At 62.6% G+C, this 21082-nt stretch carries 16 protein-coding genes; 6 read left to right on the top strand and 10 right to left on the bottom strand.

From position 1 onward, the window contains the following. Positions 1-35: 35 nt before the first annotated feature. Both CV013_RS13855 and CV013_RS13860 read right to left on the bottom strand, forming a co-directional pair. Positions 36-257 (bottom strand): hypothetical protein, encoded by a 222-nt coding sequence (locus tag CV013_RS13855; RefSeq protein ID WP_102156295.1) that lies wholly within the window; start codon positions 255-257, stop codon positions 36-38. A 378-nt stretch (positions 258-635) separates the two neighbouring features. Then, positions 636-2300, bottom strand: coding sequence for an amidohydrolase (locus tag CV013_RS13860; RefSeq protein WP_102156340.1), 1665 nt, complete (start codon positions 2298-2300; stop codon positions 636-638). Positions 2301-2389: 89 nt separating this feature from the next. Between CV013_RS13860 and CV013_RS13865 the strand changes: the two genes are divergently transcribed. The 4 genes from CV013_RS13865 (at position 2390) to CV013_RS13880 (ending at position 11190) form a co-directional block, all read left to right on the top strand. Next, positions 2390-3640 carry a threonine ammonia-lyase gene (locus CV013_RS13865; RefSeq protein WP_102156296.1) on the top strand — a complete coding sequence of 417 codons (1251 nt, stop codon included), beginning with the start codon at positions 2390-2392 and terminating at the stop codon, positions 3638-3640. Between the two features lie 206 nt (positions 3641-3846). Further along, positions 3847-4689 (top strand): arginyltransferase, encoded by an 843-nt coding sequence (locus CV013_RS13870; protein WP_102156297.1) that lies wholly within the window; start codon positions 3847-3849, stop codon positions 4687-4689. A gap of 1 nt (position 4690) precedes the next feature. Next, entirely contained in the window at positions 4691-6958 is a 2268-nt protein-coding gene (locus tag CV013_RS13875) for an autotransporter assembly complex protein TamA (RefSeq protein WP_223805400.1), read from the top strand. After that, complete coding sequence (locus tag CV013_RS13880; protein WP_102156299.1) at positions 6958-11190, top strand: translocation/assembly module TamB domain-containing protein; 4233 nt, start codon at positions 6958-6960, stop codon at positions 11188-11190. Before CV013_RS13875 ends, CV013_RS13880 begins: the two co-directional genes overlap by 1 nt. Positions 11191-11249: 59 nt before the next feature. Here the strand turns inward: CV013_RS13880 and CV013_RS13885 are convergent, their stop codons facing one another. From CV013_RS13885 to CV013_RS13920, 8 genes are all read right to left on the bottom strand, one after another. Further along, positions 11250-11840, bottom strand: coding sequence for a fasciclin domain-containing protein (locus tag CV013_RS13885; RefSeq protein WP_102156300.1), 591 nt, complete (start codon positions 11838-11840; stop codon positions 11250-11252). A gap of 11 nt (positions 11841-11851) precedes the next feature. Further along, positions 11852-12949 (bottom strand): hypothetical protein, encoded by a 1098-nt coding sequence (locus tag CV013_RS13890; protein WP_102156301.1) that lies wholly within the window; start codon positions 12947-12949, stop codon positions 11852-11854. A gap of 74 nt (positions 12950-13023) precedes the next feature. Further along, the gene (locus CV013_RS13895) at positions 13024-13599 is read right to left on the bottom strand and encodes a lysozyme (protein ID WP_102156302.1); all 576 of its coding nucleotides are present in this window, start codon (positions 13597-13599) and stop codon (positions 13024-13026) included. 642 nt (positions 13600-14241) lie between these two features. Next, entirely contained in the window at positions 14242-15651 is a 1410-nt protein-coding gene (gene glnA / locus CV013_RS13900; protein ID WP_102156303.1) for a type I glutamate--ammonia ligase, read from the bottom strand. 93 nt (positions 15652-15744) lie between these two features. Beyond that, positions 15745-16083 carry a P-II family nitrogen regulator gene (locus CV013_RS13905; RefSeq protein ID WP_102156304.1) on the bottom strand — a complete coding sequence of 113 codons (339 nt, stop codon included), beginning with the start codon at positions 16081-16083 and terminating at the stop codon, positions 15745-15747. Positions 16084-16334: 251 nt separating this feature from the next. Beyond that, complete coding sequence (argC, locus tag CV013_RS13910) at positions 16335-17270, bottom strand: N-acetyl-gamma-glutamyl-phosphate reductase (RefSeq protein WP_102156305.1); 936 nt, start codon at positions 17268-17270, stop codon at positions 16335-16337. A gap of 6 nt (positions 17271-17276) precedes the next feature. Beyond that, positions 17277-17615, bottom strand: a complete 339-nt coding sequence (locus CV013_RS13915) for a hypothetical protein (RefSeq protein WP_102156306.1) — start codon at positions 17613-17615, stop codon at positions 17277-17279. 148 nt (positions 17616-17763) lie between these two features. Further along, positions 17764-19146: a leucyl aminopeptidase family protein gene (locus tag CV013_RS13920; RefSeq protein WP_102156307.1), complete on the bottom strand. Its 1383-nt coding sequence runs from the start codon at positions 19144-19146 to the stop codon at positions 17764-17766. A gap of 36 nt (positions 19147-19182) precedes the next feature. Here CV013_RS13920 and CV013_RS13925 point away from each other — a divergent pair, with 36 nt between their 5' ends. Together CV013_RS13925 and map are read left to right on the top strand one after the other, a co-directional pair. Then, positions 19183-20019, top strand: coding sequence for a DUF3298 and DUF4163 domain-containing protein (locus CV013_RS13925; RefSeq protein ID WP_102156308.1), 837 nt, complete (start codon positions 19183-19185; stop codon positions 20017-20019). A gap of 33 nt (positions 20020-20052) precedes the next feature. Then, on the top strand, positions 20053-20880 hold the full coding sequence (gene map / locus CV013_RS13930) for a type I methionyl aminopeptidase (RefSeq protein WP_102156309.1): 828 nt from the start codon (positions 20053-20055) through the stop codon (positions 20878-20880). Positions 20881-21082 lie beyond the last annotated feature (202 nt).

A 21082-nucleotide genomic window follows, 5' to 3' on the forward strand; every position in this document is an offset into this window, starting at 1 on the left:
AGCCCCGTTTCTCGCTTCATAAGAGAAGTCAGCGACTACGGGCTGACCGGAGTGTCGTCACCACCGTCGACGGCGATAACGATGCCTGCGATGATCGCAGCAACAGCGAGAACTGCGAGAACGAGCGAGCCGCCCGACAGTTCGCTGGCATCCTTCGACGGGGCCGAAGTGCGATCGGCAGTAGCAGCCTGAGCGGCCACAGGTGCGGTAACGAGGGTCGCTGCTGCTGCTGCTGCGGCGAGGTTACGGAACTTCATTCTGCAATCTCCTTAGATGAAGCGATTCAAAATCTGGTCGGATGGTTCCCTATGCCAATCACTATACACAGGCAACCTTGAATTCCGGGCTATCAATTCATTTTAACGATAATTTACGCCTCGGAAAACCATAATAATTCAGCTCATTCCTCTCAGGCACTTCGGCATTTTGCTATGCTTTCCCGTAAGTGTGGCAGGAATGCCATAGCGCGCCAGAAATTCTTCGGAAGGCCCCATTTAACCGTTCAAACATCGATCGCACGGGTCGGTTCCCGATATCGGGCGCTTTCCCTTACAAAATCACCAACTGTGGCGATTATGACAGGTGAGTAACCCGCTATAGTTACATTTTGGTAAACGTCGCGTGACGTAAAGCCTCTATTTCGCGGAATAGACCCGTTCGCCGCCCACCCATGTTTCCTGCACTCTGGTCGCGCGGATATCGGCCGGGCTGGCCATCAGCGGATCGCGATCCACCATCACGAAATCGGCCCATTCGCCGGGCTTCAGTTCGCCAAAGCGCCCTTCGGCAAATCCCGCCCATGCGCCGCCCGATGTATAGGCCGCCAGCGCGGCCTCCCGCGTAATCGCCTCCTGCGGCATCCATCCGCCGAACGGCTGCCCGTCGGGGCCGGTGCGGCTGATCGCGGCGGCGATTCCGGCGAATGCGTCGGGCGCTTCCACCGGGGCATCCGAACCGAATGCCAGATGGCCCCCGGCCGCGGCGATCGAGCGCCAGGCATAGGCGCCCGCCAGCCGATCCGGCCCCAGCCGCGCCTCTGCCATGATCCGGTCCGATGTCTGATGGGTCGGCTGCATCGATGCGACGATGCCGTATTTGCCGAACCGCGCGATATCCGCCGGGCTTACGATCTGCGCGTGTTCGATCCGCCAGCGGCGGTCGCCCTTGTAGGTGTCCGACAGCTCGGCAATCGCGTCGAGGACTTCGGCATTGGCGGCATCCCCGATGGAATGGACCGCCACCTGAAATTTATCGAGCGCGGCGCGGCTCATCATATTGCGGAGCTGTGCCCCGGTCATCAGCGGCAGGCCGGTATTGCCCGCGTCGTCGGCATAAGGCTGCTTCAGCCATGCCCCGCGCGAACCCAGCGCCCCGTCGAGAAACAGCTTCACCCCGTTGAGGCGCAGTTTGTCCTTATACAGCCACGGGGTCGGGCCGGGGCCGCCGATCAGCGCCATCGCATCGATGCCAGAGGCATAGGACATGATCCGCATCCGCAGCCAGCCGAGGTCGCCCGCACGGCGAAAGCTCTGCCAGTCTTCGATTTTGGTGCCCATGTCGGCGGCAGCGGTCACCCCTTTCGACAGCAGCAGTTCCTGCGCCTTCGCCAATGCCAGATCGCGATCTTCCGGGCGGGGTGCGGGCACGGTTGTGTCGAACAGCGCAGTGGCCCGATCCACGAAAACCCCGGCGGGCGCCTTGCCACCGGCGATCCGTTCGATCCGCCCGCCAGCGGGGTTGGCGGTTTTGGCGGTGATCCCGGCGGCCGCCATCGCGGCGCTGTTGGCCCACACGGCATGGCCATCGACCCGTTCGAGCAGTACCGGCCGGTCGGGCACGGCAGCGTCGAGTTCGGCGGCGGTGGGGAACCGGCCAAGCCCCCAGCTCACCTGATTCCACCCGCCGCCGACGATCCAGCGCCGGTCAGGGTGTTTGGCGGCATAGGCGCGGATTTTCTCCTGCGCTTCGGCCAGCGACTGCGTATCGCTGAGGTCGAGCGTAAGCTGGGCAAAGCCGAGTCCCATCATGTGCAGATGCGAATCGATCAGGCCGGGTATGACGTAGGCCCCCTTGCCATCGACTGCGAAATCGGTCTGTTTGGGGCGCTTGTCTTTCCGATCGAGCAATTGCTTCACGCGCCCGTCATCGTCGATCCACATTGCCGTGAAACGGGTGACTTTCCCTTCGCGATCGACTGAAATTCCCTGAATATTGTCGATCAGCGTATCGGCCTGAGCGACCGGGGCGAGAGTGGCCGCAAGCGCGGCAACGGCAGTTGCAAAAGAACGAACGATAGTCATGGCCACTCCAATAGCGCGTTTTTCGCACATGCAAATGCAAACAAGCCGTGTTCCCCCCGCGCGCGTTATGCCCTAGGGCGCGCGCCATCATGAACGAAAGCAACACCGCAATCGCCCCGGCAGACGATCTGCCTCTGACCATCGACGATGTACGCGAAGCTGCGGAACGAATTAGCGGCGCTGTCGTGCGGACCCCGATGATGCATTCGATTACTCTGTCGGAAATTTGCGGCGCGGAAATCTGGCTCAAGTTCGAAAACCTGCAATTTACAGCCGCATATAAGGAACGCGGCGCACTCAACGCTTTGCTGCAACTGACCGATGAACAGCGCGCCAAGGGCGTGATCGCGGCATCGGCAGGCAACCATTCGCAAGGGCTCAGCTATCACGGGCGCCGACTGGGCGTGCCGGTGACGATCGTCATGCCGCGCACTACGCCCACGGTGAAAGTGATGCAGACCGAAAGCGTGGGCGGCAAAGTCGTGCAGGAAGGGGAAACCTTCGACGAAGCCTATGCCCATGCCCGCAAGCTGGAGCAGGAACTGGGCCTGACATTCGTGCACCCGTTCGACGATCCGAAAGTCGCTGCGGGGCAGGGCACTGTCGCGCTGGAAATGCTGGAGGATCGCCCCGATCTCGATTGTCTGGTGGTGCCCATCGGCGGCGGCGGGCTGATTTCGGGCATGTCCACAGTGGCCAAGGCGACCAATCCGAACATCGAAGTGGTCGGGGTGCAGGCCGCGCTGTTCCCGTCGATGTTTGCGAAGATCAACGGGCGCGAGATGGATTGCGGCGGCGATACGCTGGCCGAAGGGATCGCGGTGAAGGAGCCGGGCGAATTCACCTCGCAAGTGATCGCGAAGCGGGTGGACGAAATCCTGCTGGTGGAAGAAGGCACGCTCGAACGTGCGGTCAGTCTGCTGTTGCAGATCGAAAAGACCGTGGTGGAAGGGGCGGGCGCTGCCGGTCTGGCCGCGGTGCTGTCGCATCCTGAGCGCTTTGCCGGTCGCAAGATCGGGCTGGTGCTGTGTGGCGGCAATATCGACACCCGGCTGCTCGCCAATGTTCTGCTGCGCGATCTGGCGCGGTCGGGCCGTCTCGCGCGGTTGCGGATCACATTGCAGGATCGCCCCGGTGCGCTGTTCAAGGTGATGCGCGAATTCGATGCCCACAACGTGAATATCATCGAAATCTATCACCAGCGCATCTTCACCACGCTGCCTGCCAAGGGGCTGATTACCGACATCGAGTGCGAGGCGCGCGATGGCGAACAGATCAGCGAACTGATCGCTAATCTGCGGGCGAAGGGGTATTCGGTCAGCCCGGTGGAGCTGAACTGAACTGACCGGATTCGATCCGCCGAACGATCTGCAGAAACAGAGAATCGCCGGGCCCTCTCGCCCGGCGATTCCCGGCAGCGATTCGCTATTTTTCCCGAAATAAGTCTTTGTTAACCAAGATAGATGGTTAAGACTCTTTTACCGTGGCCATCGGCGGGGCATAACCCCCTTCGACATTTCATTCCAAAGAGGGCGCAGCACGCACCGTGACGGCACCGGTCAGATTTCCCCGCTTCTTCGTGACGAGCCCCGCTCCGTGCCCCTATCTGGAAGGGCGGAGCGAGCGCAAAGTTTTCACCGAACTCAAAGGGCCGCATGCCGACCAGTTGAACGAAGCGCTCGGCCGGATCGGTTTTCGCCGCAGCCAGACAGTGGCCTATCGCCCCAGCTGCACCGATTGTCAGGCGTGCATTTCGGTGCGGATTCCGGCCGCCGATTTCTGCCCGTCGAATGCACAGAAGCGGACCCTGAAGCGAAATTCCGACCTGATCGCAACCGAATGCCGCCCGTGGGCGACTTCGGAACAATTCGAACTGTTGCGAAAATACCTCGCTTCGCGCCATCCGGGCGGCGGCATGGCGGCGATGGATGATATTGATTATGCCGATATGGTAGAGCATACCCCGGTAACAAGTAGCGTTATAGAATACAGGGAGCCCGCGATTGGGTCGCAGGCGGGTCGCCTGGTAGGCGCCTGCCTGACGGATCGTCAGGGTGACGGGTTGTCGATGATTTATTCGTTCTACGACCCGGAATATAAGGTGCGATCCGGGCTTGGTAATTACATCATCCTCGAACACATCCAGCGGGTCGCGGCCGAACGGCTCGGGTTTGTGTACCTCGGCTATTGGGTCGAAGGATCGGACCGGATGCAATACAAGGTGCGTTATCGTCCACTCGAACTGCTTGAACGCGATGGCTGGCGGCGACTCGATCGGGCAGAGCAGGACGCGCTTATTGCCCGCGCCGTCGCCGCTCCCCCGCGTGACGATGCCCGTGCCAGCGCCGCGAAAGACGCCGCGCTCCCGCAAGTGGGCTTCGCACAGTAGCTTGCTGACGATAATCGCGGCGGCACTGGCTGCCGTGGCTGCGCCGCAGGGTGCTGTGGCGCAGGATGTCGCTGCAAACACGGCAGACCCGGCGACAGATCAGGATGCGGCTGCGACCGGGGCAGTAGAGCCGACGGTTCAACTGCCCGGCGATCCCGCCACCGATAACCCCGCCACCGACAATCCCGCCAGACCGCGCCGCACCCCGCGAACCCTGCAGGATCTGATCCCCGATTCCGCTGTCGACGACCCGGAGGCGTGGGCGCAGCAAGGCGCGCCGCAGGAAGCTCGTGCCGATGCCGATGCCATTGCGGGCGAAAGTCTTGCTGCGGACTCGCCGCTCGACGACGCGCCGCAGATCGCCATTCCCTGGCCCGACGAACTGGATCTGCCGCAACTGGCTCCGCTGGAACCGGACGATACGATCCAGTTTGCCGATCTCGATGAAGATATGCAGGCCCCGACACTGGAAAACGGCGATGTCCGTTCGGTGGCAGGCAATCTGAAGCTCGCTTTCCCCAAAGACGAAGCGGCGTTCCCCAAACGCGGCGAATTCACCGACCGGTTCCGTTCGCTGTCGACCATTGCCGAACTGAACAAGGATGGGGACAATCTGGCGCAGCTCGCCGCCCGTGCGAAGTCGGACGAAGAACTGCTGGCCACTTTGCTGCGGGTCTATGGCTATTACGACGCGCAGATTATCCGCACTGTCGAAGATAACAGCGGAGACAGCCCCGCCGCGGATGGCAAGGCGCAGGTCCGGTTCGACATCATTCCGGGGCAGCATTATCGGTTCGGCGCGATCAATATGGGCGATCTGGCGACCGCCCCCGATGCCGAAACGCTGCGTAAGGCGTTCGAAATTCAGACCGGCGATCCGATGTCGAGCGACAAGATCGTGGAAGAGCAGGCCGATCTCGACACCGCGCTGGGCGAAACCGGGTATCCGTTTGCTGCGATCAACGCGCCGTCGCTGCTGATCGATCACGACCGGGTGGAAGGCGATCTGACAATGCCGGTTCGCCCGAATGGCAAGTTCGTGTTCGGTGAAGTCGTGTCGAAAATGCCCGACTTCCTGTCGAGCCGCCATCTGGAAAAAATCGCCCGTTTCGACCGGGGCGACGTGTATCAGCGCAGCCTGTCGACCGATTTGCGCCGGGCCATTGTGGCCACCGGGCTGGTATCCACGGTCACGATCACTCCGCGCGCGGTGACTCAACCGGAAGGGGATGCGCCGGGCACTGTGGCGATGGATGTCGAGATGACACCGGCCAAGTTGCGGACGATTGCCGGCTCGATCGGCTATGGCACGGGCGAGGGCGTCCGTGTCGAGGCGAGCTGGGAACACCGCAACCTGTTCCCGCCCGAAGGGATGTTGCGGGTGCGCGGCATTGCCGGGACGCGTGAACAATTGCTGGGCGTGACGTTCCGCAAGAACAACTTCAACGGTCGCGATAAAGTCCTCACTGTCGATGCCTATGGATCGACAATCGATACCGATGCGTATGACGCGAACACCCTTTCGCTGATCGGTTCGCTGGAGAAGACATCGACTCTGCTGTTCCAGAAACCGTTTAGCTGGAGCATCGGGATGGCGCTTGTCGCGACGAAAGAACGACTGAAGATTCCCGAACTGGGCCTTGTCATCCCGCTGGATACTTATTTCATCGCGGCAATCCCCGGAATGGTTGAGTTCGACACTTCGGACGATCTGCTGAACCCGACCAAGGGGTTCCGCATCGCTGGCCAGCTCTCGCCCGAGGTGTCGAGCAGAAATGGGGTGCAGAGTTTCTATGTCCGCAGTCAGGTCGATGCGGCGATTTACAAATCGGTCGGCAGTCGGGTGATCCTGGCCGCGCGTGGCAGAGTCGGTTCGATCCCTGGTGCCCCGCTCGACGAAATCGCTCCGTCGCGGCGCTTTTACGCTGGCGGCGGCGGATCGGTGCGCGGATATGGTTACGACGCGATCGGTCCGCGTGACGAGTTCGGTGCGAACACTGGCGGACGATCGCTGGTCGAGGCTTCGTTCGAAGCGCGCATCAAGACCGGGTTCTTCGGCGGTGCGCTGCAAGTCGTGCCGTTCGTCGACGCCGGATCTGTCAGCCAGAGCGTGACGCCGACACTCGAAGATATTCGCGTCGGCGCCGGGATCGGGGTGCGCTATCTGACCGGGTTCGGCCCGCTGCGGTTCGATGTGGCCACGCCGCTCAATCCTGAGCCGGGCGATGGGCCGGTCGCGGTGTATGTATCGCTGGGGCAGGCATTCTGATGAGCGACAGCGAAACTCCACAGCCGGATACGGATTCGGTAGCGGACACTGCGCCCGAAACCGGGGCAGAGCAGGCTGCCGCGCCGCGCCGTTCGCTGGGCCGCAGGGTGGGCAAATGGGCCATCGGAATTGTGGTTGGCATCGCTCTGCTGATCGCCGCCGGTGTCGCAATCCTCAACAGTCCGATCGGGCACCGTTTCGTGGTCGATCAGATCGCCAAAGTGGCACCGGCATCGGGCCTGCGGGTCAAGATCGGGCGGATCGATGGCAATCTGTATGGCACCGCCACGCTGCACGATGTGACGCTGTCCGATCCGAAGGGGCCGTTCCTGCGGGTGCCGCGGGTCGATCTCGACTGGCGACCGCTCCACTGGCTTTCGAGTGGGCTCGACGTGCGCGAACTGGTGACGCATCGCGGCACTTTGCTGCGCCAGCCGCAGCTTCTGCCCGGCGATCCCGATGCACCGATCCTGCCCAATTTCGATATCCGCGTGGATCGCCTGCAAATCAGGGATCTGACGATTGCCAAGGGGATCGCGGGCGATAAATCGCACAAAGTGAACCTGCTGGCGCAGGCCAATATTCGCAGCGGCAAAGTCTATCTCAAGGCCGATGGCAAGCTGGGCGCGGAAGACCGGCTGCATGCGTTGATCGATGCCGAACCCGATGGGGACAAATTCGATATCGATGCCGATTATGTCGCCGCCAAAGATGGGGTGCTGGCCGGATTGATCGGTGCCGATGCCGGATATCGCGGCAAAGTGTTCGGCAATGGCACGTGGACCCAGTGGAAGGGCGGCGGGGTCGTCACCCGCGACGGTGCGCCGTTTGTCGCGTTCCAGCTCAGGAACTATGCCGGAACATATTCGATTGCCGGGCAGGCACAGCCTGCGCCGCTGCTCGATGGCATTCCCGCGCGGCTGGCGGGCAAGACAGTATCCTATCTTGGGCTTGGCAGGCTCGATAACAGTGTGCTCGATGGGAAGCTGCAACTGGTTGCCAGCGGGCTGCGCGGCACGGCCAACGGTACGCTCGATCTGGGCAACAATCTGGCGCGCAAGCTCGCGGTCGATGCACAGTTGACCGATCCGGGGCTGCTCGGCCCGGATTCGCGGATCGAAGGGCTGACGTTGAAGGCGGTGCTGGATGGCAAGTTCCGCGACCTGTCTATCGCGCACACGCTGTCGCTGGCGAAATTCGCATCCGGCACGACGCAGTTGAGCGACGTAGTGCAGAAAGGCACGGCGACATACGACGGTGCGCGCTGGGTCTTGCCGCTGAATGCGACTGTGGGCCGGGTGGCCACCGGATCGGCGCAAGTCGATCCGCGACTGATCGGCGGCACACTCAACGGCACAGTGACTTATGCTGGCAGCAAGCTGGCATCGGACCGGCTGGCTCTGAAATTCCCCGGTGCGGAGGCGCAGCTCGCGCTGGCGGGCGATACCGACAAGGGCACTTACCGGCTGACCGGCCCGGTGGTGGCCAACGGGCTGGCGCTGGATAATGTCGGTAAGCTCAATGCCGCTGCCGATATCGATTTCGCTTACGGGCAGGGACCGTGGACGCTTTCCGCCGATTTCCAGGGACGCATTCCGCGCGTGACCAATGGCACCATCGCCAACGTGGCCGGGCCGGATATCCGGTTGCGCGGCGGGGTGACGATGGCGGCCAACACCGCGATCACGCTTCGCAATCTGCGGCTCAATGCAGCTAAGCTGACACTTTCTGCCAATGGCACTGTTGCGCCAGACCGCAGCACGTTACGCGGCAGCGGGAAGAGCGCGGATTACGGCCCGTTCACGGTCGAGGGCGGATATACCAGCCGCGGGCCGGAAGCGGTGCTGGTATTTGCCGATCCGCTGCCTGCTGCCGGGCTGAAAGATGTGCGCGTCGCGCTCGCCCCGATAGAGGGCGGCTTCGGTATCGAGACGAAGGGTGAATCGATGCTCGGCCCGTTCGCGGGCACGCTGGGGCTTTATTCCCCCGCCAATGGCCCGACCCGGCTGGCGATCGAGAAGCTCGACGTGTGGAAGACTTCGGTCACCGGCGAAATCATGCTGGGCGAAGGCGGCGCCGATGGTACGCTGGCGCTGGCTGGCGGCGGGCTGGACGGGACAGTCGCGATTTCCCCGCGCGATGGCGGGCAGGCGTTCGCTGTCGATCTGAAAGCACGCAAGGCGGCCTTCGGTGGCGAGACACCGCTATCGATTTCCAGCGCCACGATCACAGGCAATGGCTTGCTGAAAGAAGGGTCGAGCACGATCAACGGCAATATCGTGGCGCAAGGCATCGGTTACGACGGGATGTATCTGTCGCGGATGTCGGCGCAGGCGAAGCTGGTGAACGGCAGCGGCACGGCCACAGCGGCGCTGGCAGGGCGACGCGGCAGCCCGTTCGTGTTGCAGCTCGATGCGAAGATTGCGCCCGAACGCTATGCCGTGGCCGCGCGCGGCAGCTATGCCGGCAAGCCGATTGCAATGCCGCGCCGCGCCGTTGTGGTGAAGCAGGAAGATGGCGGCTGGCAGTTGCAGCCGACACAGGTCAACTTTGCCGGCGGCGCGATGATCGCACAGGGCACTTTCGATAACGGGCAAGTGGCCGGTCGCCTGCAACTGGCGGATATGCCGCTGTCGCTGGCCGATATTGCCGGGGCCGATCTGGGGCTGGATGGCAAGATTTCAGGCGTAGTCGATATCGCGGGCGAACGGGGCGGTCTGCCCACCGGCGAAGCGCGGGTGAAGATCGACGGCCTATCGCGTTCGGGCCTTGTGCTCACCTCGCGGCCGGTCGATCTGGCGCTGGTGCTCAAGCTGACGCAGGATCAACTCGCCACCCGCGCGGTGATCGACGATGCCGATGGCAAGCGGCTGGGCCGGTTGCAGGGCCGCATATCGGGCTTGCCACAGGATGGCGGGCTGGCCGATCGGTTGCGGGCGGGTAGCCTGTTCGCACAACTGCGTTATTCCGGTCCGGCGGATGCACTGTGGCGGTTGGCGGCGATCAACACTTTCGACCTCACCGGGCCGCTATCGGTGGCGGCTGATGTGACGGGCACACTGTCCAGTCCGCAGGTTCGCGGATCGCTGGCGAGCGATAACATGCGTTTGCGGAGCGGGCTGTCCGGCACCGATATCAGCAAAGTGAAAGCGCGCGGTACGTTCTCCGGCTCGCGCCTGCGGCTCACTTCATTCTCTGGCACAGCGCCCAATGGCGGCACCGTTGTCGGCAGCGGCACGGTCGATCTCAGCGAAATGAGCGCGGATCGCGGGCCGCAGCTCGACTTGCGGCTGGCCGCGCGCAACGCGGCCTTGCTCGATGCCAACGGTCTGACCGCGACCGTCACCGGGCCGATGCGGATCGTATCGCGCGGCTTCGGCGGCACGATTGCCGGGCGGCTGCGGGTCAACGGGGCCAGCTGGCGCATGGGGATGGCCACGGCGGCATCGGAATTGCCGCAGATCCGCACCCGCGAAATCAACGTCCCGCCCGATCTGGCACCGCGTCAGGCGCGCACCGGTCCCTGGCGCTATATGATCGATGCCACCGCCGAAGGCGGGGTCGATGTGCGCGGCATGGGTCTGGACAGCGAATGGGATGCCGATATCCGCCTGCGCGGGACGACCGACGATCCGCGCATCGGCGGGCGGGCGCAAGTGGTGCGCGGCGACTATACCTTCGCCAGCACGCAGTTCGACCTGACTCGCGGGCGGATCACTTTTGACGAGAGCGTGCCGATCGATCCGCGCCTGGATATCGTGGCCGAAACGACCAAGAACGATCTGACGGTGACGGTGAAGGTGCAGGGCAATGCCATGCAGCCGGAAATCACCTTCTCCTCCAATCCGGCCTACCCGGAAGAGGAAATCCTGTCGCGCCTGCTGTTTGGCGGATCGATCACCAGCCTTTCGGCCACCGATGCCCTGCAACTGGGTGCAGCGGTCGCATCGCTGCAAGGTGGCGGCGGGCTGGACCCGATCAACCAGTTGCGGAGCGCTATCGGGCTGGACCGCCTGCGTATCGTGAGTGCGGACCCGGCGATCAACCGTGAAACCTCGGTCGCGCTGGGCAAGAACATCGGCCGCAAGTTCTATGTCGAAATCATCACCGACGGGCGCGGATACAGTGCCACGAATGTCGAATTCCGCATTACCTCGTGGCTGTCGCTGCTGGGGTCGATTTCGACGATCGGGCGCGATTCAATCGGGGCGAAGGCCAGCAAGGATTACTGATCTTCGCCCTGTGAATCACAGCGTGAACCGCCCGGTGAATCGTGCTGCGGAAAGCCGCTTTACTGCTGTGCTGTGGCGGGTGGAGCGGCTTTCTTCAGCAGCCCGCTGATCGGCATCGCCACACCGTTGCTGGCAGCGATGGCCTGCCCGTCGAGAGTCGCGCGCGATCCGTCCGCACCCGTGACGACGATCTTGCCGTCTTCCTGCGTGAAGGTGACAGTGTTGCCACCCATCGTCCGCATTTCGACGGAGCCGTTGTTTTCCGCGATGGCGGTTTCAATCGCCGCGGTCGTCAGTGCGCCGGGCAGGATATGATCGCGCAACACCGCGACCAGTTCGGGCCGATGGGCGGCATCGGTCAATGTTTTGCCCGTTTTGCCCAATGCCTCGAACGCGCTGTTTTCCGGCACCAGCACGGTATAACTGCCGGGGCCATCGAACACCCCGGCCAGCCCGGCTTCCGCCATCGCGTCGGACACTTGCGACAGTTCGCTCTGCCCCGCGATGACAGAGGCGAGGGTGCGAGTGGTCTTATCGGCCAGAGTGGGGCTGGCCTTGTCCGACGTTTCTTCGCCATTGCCCGAACAGGCGGCGAGCGGAACCATCAGGCCGACCAGCGTAGCGGCGGCGAGCATTTTTGTGGCTTTCATTGGACGGCTCCTCAACTCAACAGCTCGATTGCGGCTGTGATAAGCCGGGTCTTGGGATCGACCTGATACACATAGCCATCGGCATAGCGGTAATGGGCATCGGGGCTGTCGTAGTAGCGATCCTGATAGGCATAGGGCACGTTATACACGCCGTATCCGGCAGGCATCGGCTGACCCACATTGAACTCATCGCCGGTCAGCAATGCGGCGATGGAAGTGATCGCCTGCGTGCCGGGATCGACCCGGTACAGCACGTTATCGGCATAGCGATACGCATCGGGCTGCCCCAGATTGTAGTAATCGGCATAGTAGCCGGGCACTTCAGTCTGGCGGTAATAGCTCGGCCACTGGCTCCCGATCGACAGCGCACCGCCCAGCAAAGGGATATAGCCGAGGATCGAATCCCCGCTGATGCGATAAAGATACCCGTTGTCATACCGGTAATCGTTGCCCGACAGTCGGTCATATCCCCACCATGACGGGCGATTGTAAAACGCATGCCAGGTATCGGGGCGTTTGTTCAACTGGCCCGGAGGTGTGCAGCCAGTGCCTTTTTTAGCCAGGCCGGGCGGGCACCCGTCGATCAGGCCGTGGTTGATGGTCCGGTCGATATGCGCGATCCGCGTTACCCGGCGAACAGGGTGACTGGCATCGGCACCGCGCAGATCGTTGCGGTCGGCCAATCCCCTGGCACCGTTGTTCCCACCTGCTTTGTTCACCGGCATGGCTTTGCCCGAATTGCCGCGGTCAGGGCTATTGCCAGCCGCGTGTTGGGCCTTGTCCGGCTTGCCCGGTTTCATCGTGGCAGAGGGGGTATGGTTGTCGGGCGCGGATTTGGCATTGTTGCCGTTACCCCGCACGGCGGCGGCTTGTGCGGCCTTCATCGCAGGGCCGTTGGCGGTCTTGTCCTTTTGCGGGCCCTTTTGCGGGCCCTGATTGGATTTGTCGTTCTTTGCGGAATTGTCCTGCTTCATCGCGGGGCCATTGTCGGCGGATTTGCCGTTGCCGTTTTCGTGGCCGCCGCCGGGGGCAGCGAATGCAGTCGTCGGCAACACGCCGATGGTAGCGGCAAACGCCAGCCTCGCCGCACCCGCTAGTATGGTACGCATGATCGTCTCCTTTGGCCGATAGAACGGGTGATCCTGTCGGGTTGTTCCGACCTGAAGACTCAATGATTTGCGTGCTACTCGCTGCCGTAGAGTCTGGCCTCTGCCGCTCGCCGCGCAATCAGGCCGTTCAGCACGCGACCACCGGCCCGGTTCCAGCGGGCGAATTCCGCTTTGGCACCGGTATAGTCGCCGGCGTTATGGCGGGCGGTCAGAGTGGCGCGGGCGATGGCGCCGGTGTTGTAATGGAAACTGACCAGCGCATCGAACTGCGCCTGCGTAGTTGGGCTTTGTCCGATTGCAGCGGTCACTTCGGCTGAATAGCGGGCCAGATCGCTTTCCAGCCGGGCATCACATTGCGCCTGTGTCCAGACCGTATCCGGGCCGATCCCGCTGCCGGTTGCACCCCAGCCGATGGTCCACGGTGCGCCGCCGGTCCCCGGATCGGGGTAGGCGGCGACCATGCCATCGCCGCGCAAACGGGCGCAGCTTTCGAAACGTTTGATCAGCGCAATGCCATCGGCAGACACGCTGCGAACTGGCTTTTCAGCTAATGCGGCATCGATAGCTGTGTCGAGCGCGCTCACTTCGCTGCCGGTGAAACCCCGGCGGAGCATATGGCGGACAGTATCGAAAATGGTCTTGCGGTGCATGGCTGGCCCCTTCGCTGGTGAATGAGGCCGCACCATCTGGCAGCAGATCGGAGAGTAGGAAACCCGCCCGGTGTCGGCAGCGCAGACAAGGCGGCTGTCTCTGACTCCATCGCCCCCTCACTACGTCGCCCCGGACTTGATCCGGGGCCCAGCTTTTTGTCCTGTGGCGGGCCAGAGGAAGCTGGACCCCGGCTCGGTGGCCGGGGTGACGAGGAGGCGTGGGTGGGGCGAACGGGGCATCGTGTCGATCTTCGCAACCCGATCCATCGCGCCACGCCGATCCCGGCCAATCACCTGTTCCTGAGCGGAGACATGGACCGTTCTTTGAGTTTTGAAATCTGTGACTTTCGGAGGAAAGAACCAAATAAACAGGAGTTTATGGGAGTTTCGTCGGGCGGCACTGTGGACTTCGGTTTTGTCTCCTCAATCTGCGCCGGAGCATCGCGGAATGACCCAATCGGAGGGGGCACCCCGGCACGGCGTGGCGATCACGGCCTGTTTATGGGCGAGCGCACCGCCTGTAGGAAACCGTTACCGCCGGAGCGGGCACGCCGCCAGCCGCACGCCAATACCCGCACGAAGAAAGGCGCCCGGTTTCCCGAACGCCTTTCTTCTTCGGCAACGATTGAGCCGTTAGCTGGCTCAGGCGCTGTAATACATATCGTATTCGACCGGGCTGGGGGTGGTTTCCCAGCGGCTGACTTCGTCCCACTTCAGTTCGAGGTAGGCGTCGATCTGATCCTTCGAGAACACGTCGCCTTTCAGCAGGAACTCGTAATCGGCTTCCAGCGATTCGAGCGCTTCGCGCAGCGATCCGCACACGGTGGGAACTTCTGCCAGCTCTGCCGGGGGCAGATCGTAGAGGTTCTTGTCCATCGCTTCGCCCGGATGGATCTTGTTCTGGATCCCGTCGAGGCCCGCCATCAGCAGCGCGGCAAACGCGAGGTACGGGTTGGCCAGCGGATCGGGGAACCGGAATTCCACGCGCTTCGCCTTCTCGCCCGCACCGTAAGGGATGCGGCACGATGCCGAACGGTTGCGCGCCGAATAGGCCAGCAGAACCGGCGCTTCGAAGCCCGGAACCAACCGCTTGTAGCTGTTGGTGGTCGGGTTGGTGAACGCGTTCAGCGCCTTGGCATGTTTGATGACCCCACCGATGTAATAGAGGCAGGTGTCCGACAGCCCGGCATAGCCGTTACCGGCGAACAGCGGCTTCTTGCCGTCCCAGATCGACATGTGGGTGTGCATACCCGAACCGTTGTCGGCCTTGATCGGCTTGGGCATGAACGTGGCGGTCTTGCCGTATGCCTGCGCGACCATCTGCACCACGTACTTGTAAATCTGCACGCGGTCGGCGGTCTGAGTCAGCGTGCCGAAGGTGATGCCCAGCTCGTGCTGCGCGGCGGCCACTTCGTGGTGATGCTTGTCCATCGGCAGGCCCATTTCGACCATCGTCGAAACCATTTCGGCGCGGATATCCATGCAGCTATCGACCGGCGGCACGGGGAAATAACCGCCCTTGGCGCGCGGGCGGTGGCCCATGTTGCCGCCTTCGTAATCGCGGTTGGTGTTGCCGGGCAGTTCGATGTCGTCGATCTTGAAGCCGGAACCCTCGTAACCGTCATAAAACTTCACGTCGTCGAACATGAAGAATTCCGGTTCGGGGCCGACATAGACGGTGTCGCCCACACCGCTGGCCTTCACGTAGGCTTCGGCGCGCTTGGCGGTCGAACGCGGGTCACGCGCATAGAGATCGCCGGTGGACGGTTCCACGATATCGCAGAACAGGATCAACATCGGCGTGGCGGAGAACGGTTCGACATAACATGCGTCGAGGTCCGGCTTCAGGATCATGTCGGATTCGTTGATGACCTTCCAGCCTTCGATCGACGAACCGTCGAACATCAGGCCCTGCTCCAGCTCGTCTTCCCCAAGCGGGGCGGCGAGCATCTGGAGGTGCTGCCACTTGCCCTTGGGATCAGTGAAGCGAAGATCGACCCATTCGATCTCTTCATCCTTGATCTTCTTGAGGATGTCCTTTGCAGAGGCCATTTTTATCATCCCTTTCAGTATATCCCGGCAAGTCTGCCGGGGGATTTTCGAAATTCGGTTGCGATCCGCCGCAGGGCGGATGCGAGCGGCGCGTCAGATCGCGTCGTCGTCTTTCTCGCCGGTGCGAATGCGGAGTGCGCTGTCGATAGTGGACACGAAAATCTTGCCGTCGCCGATGCGCCCGGTCTGGGCCGCGCCCGCGATCGCCTCCACAGTCCGTTCGGCGATGGCGTCGGGCACGATCACTTCCAGTTTTACCTTAGGCAGGAAATCGACGACGTATTCGGCGCCGCGATACAGCTCGGTGTGGCCTTTCTGACGCCCAAAACCCTTGGCTTCGAGCACAGTGATGCCCGACACCCCGATTTCGTGAAGCGCTTCCTTCACTTCGTCGAGCTTGAACGGCTTGATGATCGCTTCGATCTTTTTCACGTGACCCCCGCAGAAAGGTCCGTCTGCCCGGAACGTTTCCGCCCCATGCAGCCGGGTGGCTGGATTTGCCTTGGAATTAATTCTTCAAGAATCGTGCCAAGGGACGATGCAGCGATCCTAGGGCAACGAAACGCGCGTTTAAAGGGCACTTTCGTATAGGTTCGGGCAAGCGAAAATTGTCTGCATACCGCAGTGTTGGCGATGTCTGCCACCGGAACGGGCAGGCAGTGCCTGTTTTTTGGGCAGCACCCTTAGTCGCTGAGCGAGAGTCCGGCGGTTTCGGGCAGGCCAGCCATCAGGTTGAGGCTCTGCACCGCAGCGCCGCTGGCCCCTTTGCCGAGATTGTCGAGAGTGGCGATCAGCCGCGCCTGCGAACCGTCTGCACGCGCGAACACGAACAGTTCCAGCCTGTCGCCCGGCGCGCGCGATCCGCGCAGCAGGATTTCGCCATCGTCGGGCGGGGTGCCCATCCGCACGATCGCGCTGTCGCCGCAGAATTTCGCCAGCGCATCGCGCATCGCATCGGGGCTTCCCGCGCCGGGAATGGCGGCCAGGGGCAGAGGCACTTCCACCACCATCCCGCGATGCGCGGGCACCACGGCAGGGGCGAACACCGGCAGGTGAGCCAGCCCCGCGTGACGCTGCATTTCGGGCAGATGCTTATGATCCAGCGTCAGGCCATAATCGCGGAACGCAATGTCCCGATCCGCTTCGAACCGGGCGATCAGCGCCTTGCCACCGCCCGAATATCCCGAGACGGCATTGACGGTGTAGGGCCAGTCGGCAGGCAGCAGCCCGGCCCGCACCAGCGGTGCGACCAGCGCGAGGAATCCGGTGGGATAACAGCCGGGGTTGGATACCCGCATGGCACCGGCGACAGTGTCGCGCCCGATCAGTTCGGGGAAGCCATACGTCCACCCGTCGGCCACGCGGTGCGCGCTCGATGCGTCGATCACCCGCACTTTGCTGGCCGGATCGATCAGCGCCACCGCTTCGCGGGCGGCCTCGTCGGGCAGGCAGAGGATCGCGAAATCGGCGTCGTTCAGCGCTTCGCGGCGGGCGGCGGTATCCTTGCGGCGTGCCTCGTCCAGCGTGACGAGCGCAAATTCGCTGCGCCCGGCGAGCCGTTCGGCGATTTCCAGTCCGGTGGTGCCCACGGCCCCGTCGATAAATACATTGGCGGTCATGGCAGATCAGGCAAGCTGCGCGATGGGGAGATAGCCGCTCGGCCCTTCCGGCCCGCAGCAGCCCCAGCACCAGTCCCCCGCATAGTCGAGCGCTTCGAACCGGGCGCCCGGTTCGAGCGTCGTGACCACTTCGGCGGTGTCCGACGGCGTGAGCAGCAGTTGCGCCCCCGCTGCCCCGATTTCACGAGGAATAGGAATGACATATGCCGCGACCAGATAGCGGTTGGCCAATGCGATATGGGCAATGTCGCCTCGCAGTGGCAGAGTGCCGGGTTCAGGGCGCGCGACAGGCCCGGACAGCGAAAGCTGGCCGACGGGCAGAGTATATTCGCCAGTATTCGTCACGAAACTTCTATTATTGCCCCCAAGGGTAAACGATCTGCGCGCTTATACTGTGGTGGCGGTGCGGGCAAGCGCACCGCGCGAGTTGCCCCCTATTGGCTCGAAAATGGATCTTTATCGGCACACCTGACAACGCTTGTATGTCCGCGATTTAGCCATACCGCTGGCACAGCATGTGCCATGCTGCACGCAGGCCCAGCGCCGCGCCGCCCTTGGACCGTCCCGGCTTTGCCGCCGGTCGCCAGGCGAATGTGTCGAAATGCGCCCAGTCGATATCGTCGCCTACGAACTTGTCGAGAAACAGCCCGGCTACGCTGGCGCCGGCAAAGCCGTTGCTGGCGGCGTTGCCGGTGTCGGCAATGTCGGATTTGAGATATTCGACATAGGCAGCCGGCAGCGGCAGGCGCCAGATTTCGTCGTTATGCGCCTTGCCCGCCGCGATCAGCGCCTCTGCCGTGGTATCGCGCCGTGTCATCAGCGCGGGCAGATCGGGGCCGAGCGCGACACGCGCGGCGCCTGTCAGAGTCGCGAAATCGATAATCAGGTCGGGCTTTTCCTCGCTCGCGCGGGTCAGCGCATCGCCCAGGACGAGGCGACCTTCGGCGTCGGTGTTGCCGATTTCCACTGTCAGCCCCTTGCGGCTGTGCAGGACATCGCCGGGGCGGAAGGCATTGCCTGCGATGGCGTTCTCCACTGCGGGAACGATCAGGTGCAGTCGCACTTTCAGCCCGGCGTTCATAACCAGCCCGGCCAGCGCGATGGCGTGGGCCGCGCCGCCCATGTCTTTCTTCATCAGAGCCATGCCATTGGCCCCCTTGATATCCAGCCCGCCGGAATCGAAGCACACCCCTTTGCCGACCAGCGCCAGTACGGGGTGCCTTTCATCCCCCCATGTCAGATGCAGCAGACGCGGCGCATGTTCGCGCGCGGCGGCTCGGCCGACGGCGTGCACCATCGGATATTCGCGTTCGAGCTGATCGCCCTTCACGACGGAGAGCTTGGCTTTGTGGGTTTTGACCAGCGCTTCGCATTCGGCCTCTATCGCTGCGGGCCCCATGTCTTCCGCCGGGGTATTGACCAGATCGGCGACTTTCATCGCGGCCTTTGCCTCTGCCACAGCCGCATCGATGGCTTTCGCGTCTTTGGTCAGCAAAATGCGCGGGCCGGTGGCGTCGGGCGAGTCGTAATACCGGGTGAAGCGATATTGTGCGGTCTGCCAGCCGAACAGCGCCGGTCCGGGGCTGCCGGTGGCGAGGCGATATGTCCCGGCAGGCAGTGTTTCGGCCAGCTTGGCCAGGCACCAGCTCGACAGATCAACCGGGTCGGCAACGCCGCCCACTGCGAACCATTTGTCGCCATCGGGAACGATAGCGGTCTGGTAACCATTTCCAGTGAAATTCTGTGCCGCGAGTGTGGCCTTCTGGCCAACGGTTAGCGATTTCATCCAGTTGCCGAAGCTGTTCTGGTTAACGAGATGGATTACTATCGCGTCTTGTCCGCGATCGGGCTGGACCAGTTGGTTTTTGCTGTTCATATGCGCTCTATATTGATGCTTTACCGGAGAATGCCAATGCCTGTTCGTTCATTATTGTCGCTTGCAATTGCGTTGGCCGTTGTAGGCTGTTCTGGCAAGGAACAGACTGCATCCGACGCTGCCAGTGCTGTGCCGAGCGACGCCCCGGCCTCCAGTGCCGCAACCGCTTCCGCCACTGCTATTGCAGACGATGCAAAGGGTGTTTCGATCCAGAAAACGGAAGAGAAAGACGGTGGCAAGTGGGAATTTGTCTATGCATGGCCGGCAGCGGTTTCTGCACACCCTGAACTGGCTGCTCTGCTGAAAAAGGATAGCGAGGCAGCCCTTAAGGAAGAGCGCGCCGGTTTCGCGGAAACACTGGCGGACTCTCCCCCCGATTGTGCCTCATGCAAGAGCCGTAGCTATGGCAAGGAATGGAAGGTCGTGGCCAGTGTGCCCGGTTATCTGAGTATTTCGGCGGACCTGTCCTCCTACACCGGTGGCGCACATGGGATGTACGGTCGCGAATCGAGCGTGTGGGTCGAAAGCTCCAAGAAGCTGGTGAAAGGTGTGGACATGTTCACGTCCGCCGCTGCGCTGGACAAGGCGCTGCAACCGGCACTGTGCAAGGCGCTCGATGCCGAACGTGCCAAGAAGCGCGGCCCCGACGCGCCCGGTTCGGATTACGGGTTCGACGATTGTCAGCACGTGAAAGATTCAACGGTTTTCGTCGGTTCCAGCAATGGCAAGGCGTTTGACCGGATCGGCATCTATTTCGGGCCGTATGTTGCCGGGCCTTACGCGGAAGGGGCTTACGAACTGACCCTGCCGGTGACCAAGGCTGTGCTTGCCACGGTGAAGCCCGAATACAAGGGCGCGTTCGCTGCGAAGTAGCAATTCGCGCGCACAATCGCTAAGTGGGCGGGTATGACCGAATACCAGACCATTACAGGCGACGAAACCGTCATCCGAGACGGCACCATCAAGATCCACGGCCCGGAGGCATTCGAAGGAATGCGCCGGGCCGGGCGGCTGGCTGCGGAAATCCTCGACGCACTTGCGCCGATGGTGCAGCCCGGCGTGACCACGGCAGAGCTGGACGATGTCGTGCGGCAGATGACGCTCGATGGCGGCGCGGTGCCCGCTACGCTTGGCTATCGCGGCTATACCCATTCGTGCTGCATTTCGATCAACCACGTGGTGTGTCACGGCATCCCCAGCGACAAGCAGTTGAAAGACGGCGATATCGTCAACATCGATGTGACTCCGTTGCTCGATGGATGGCACGGCGACACCAGCCGCATGTATCTGGTGGGCGATGTTTCGCTCAAGGCGCGGCGGCTGGTCGATGTGACCCATGAATGCCTGATGATCGGTATCGATCAGGTGAAGCCCGGTGCGCGGCTGGGCGATATCGGCGCGGCGATTCAGGCCCATGCCGAACAGTTCCGCTATGGCGTGGTCCGCGAATTCTGCGGTCACGGTCTGGGTCGTCTGTTCCACGATGCCCCCGAGGTGGTTCACGCCGCCAAGGCAGGCACCGGCCCCGAACTGCGGCCCGGTATGTTCATGACCATCGAACCGATGATCAACCTCGGCAAACCGTGGGTCAAACTGCTCAGCGACGGATGGACCGCGGTGACGCGCGACAAGAGCCTGTCCGCGCAGTTCGAGCATTCGATCGGTATCACCGAGGATGGCTGCGAGATCTTCACGCTGAGCCCGAAGGGGCTGGACAAGCCGCCTTACGCATAAATCGGGCGGTGCCCGCGTTTCAGGTCGCGATTGCGAGCGGTTGATGGAGAGAAGTGGGGCGAGTGCGCCTCCCTCCCATCTGTGCGTTATTGCGCGGAGTTGCAGGCGATGCGGCAATCCATCGCCCGCTCTTTGCCAAATGTGCGGTCAGGCAGAGATGCACCATTGGTGATGCTGAGCATCTTTGCCGTTGACGACCCGG

This window comes from Tsuneonella flava (genome assembly GCF_002870965.1).
GTDB lineage: Bacteria > Pseudomonadota > Alphaproteobacteria > Sphingomonadales > Sphingomonadaceae > Tsuneonella > Tsuneonella flava.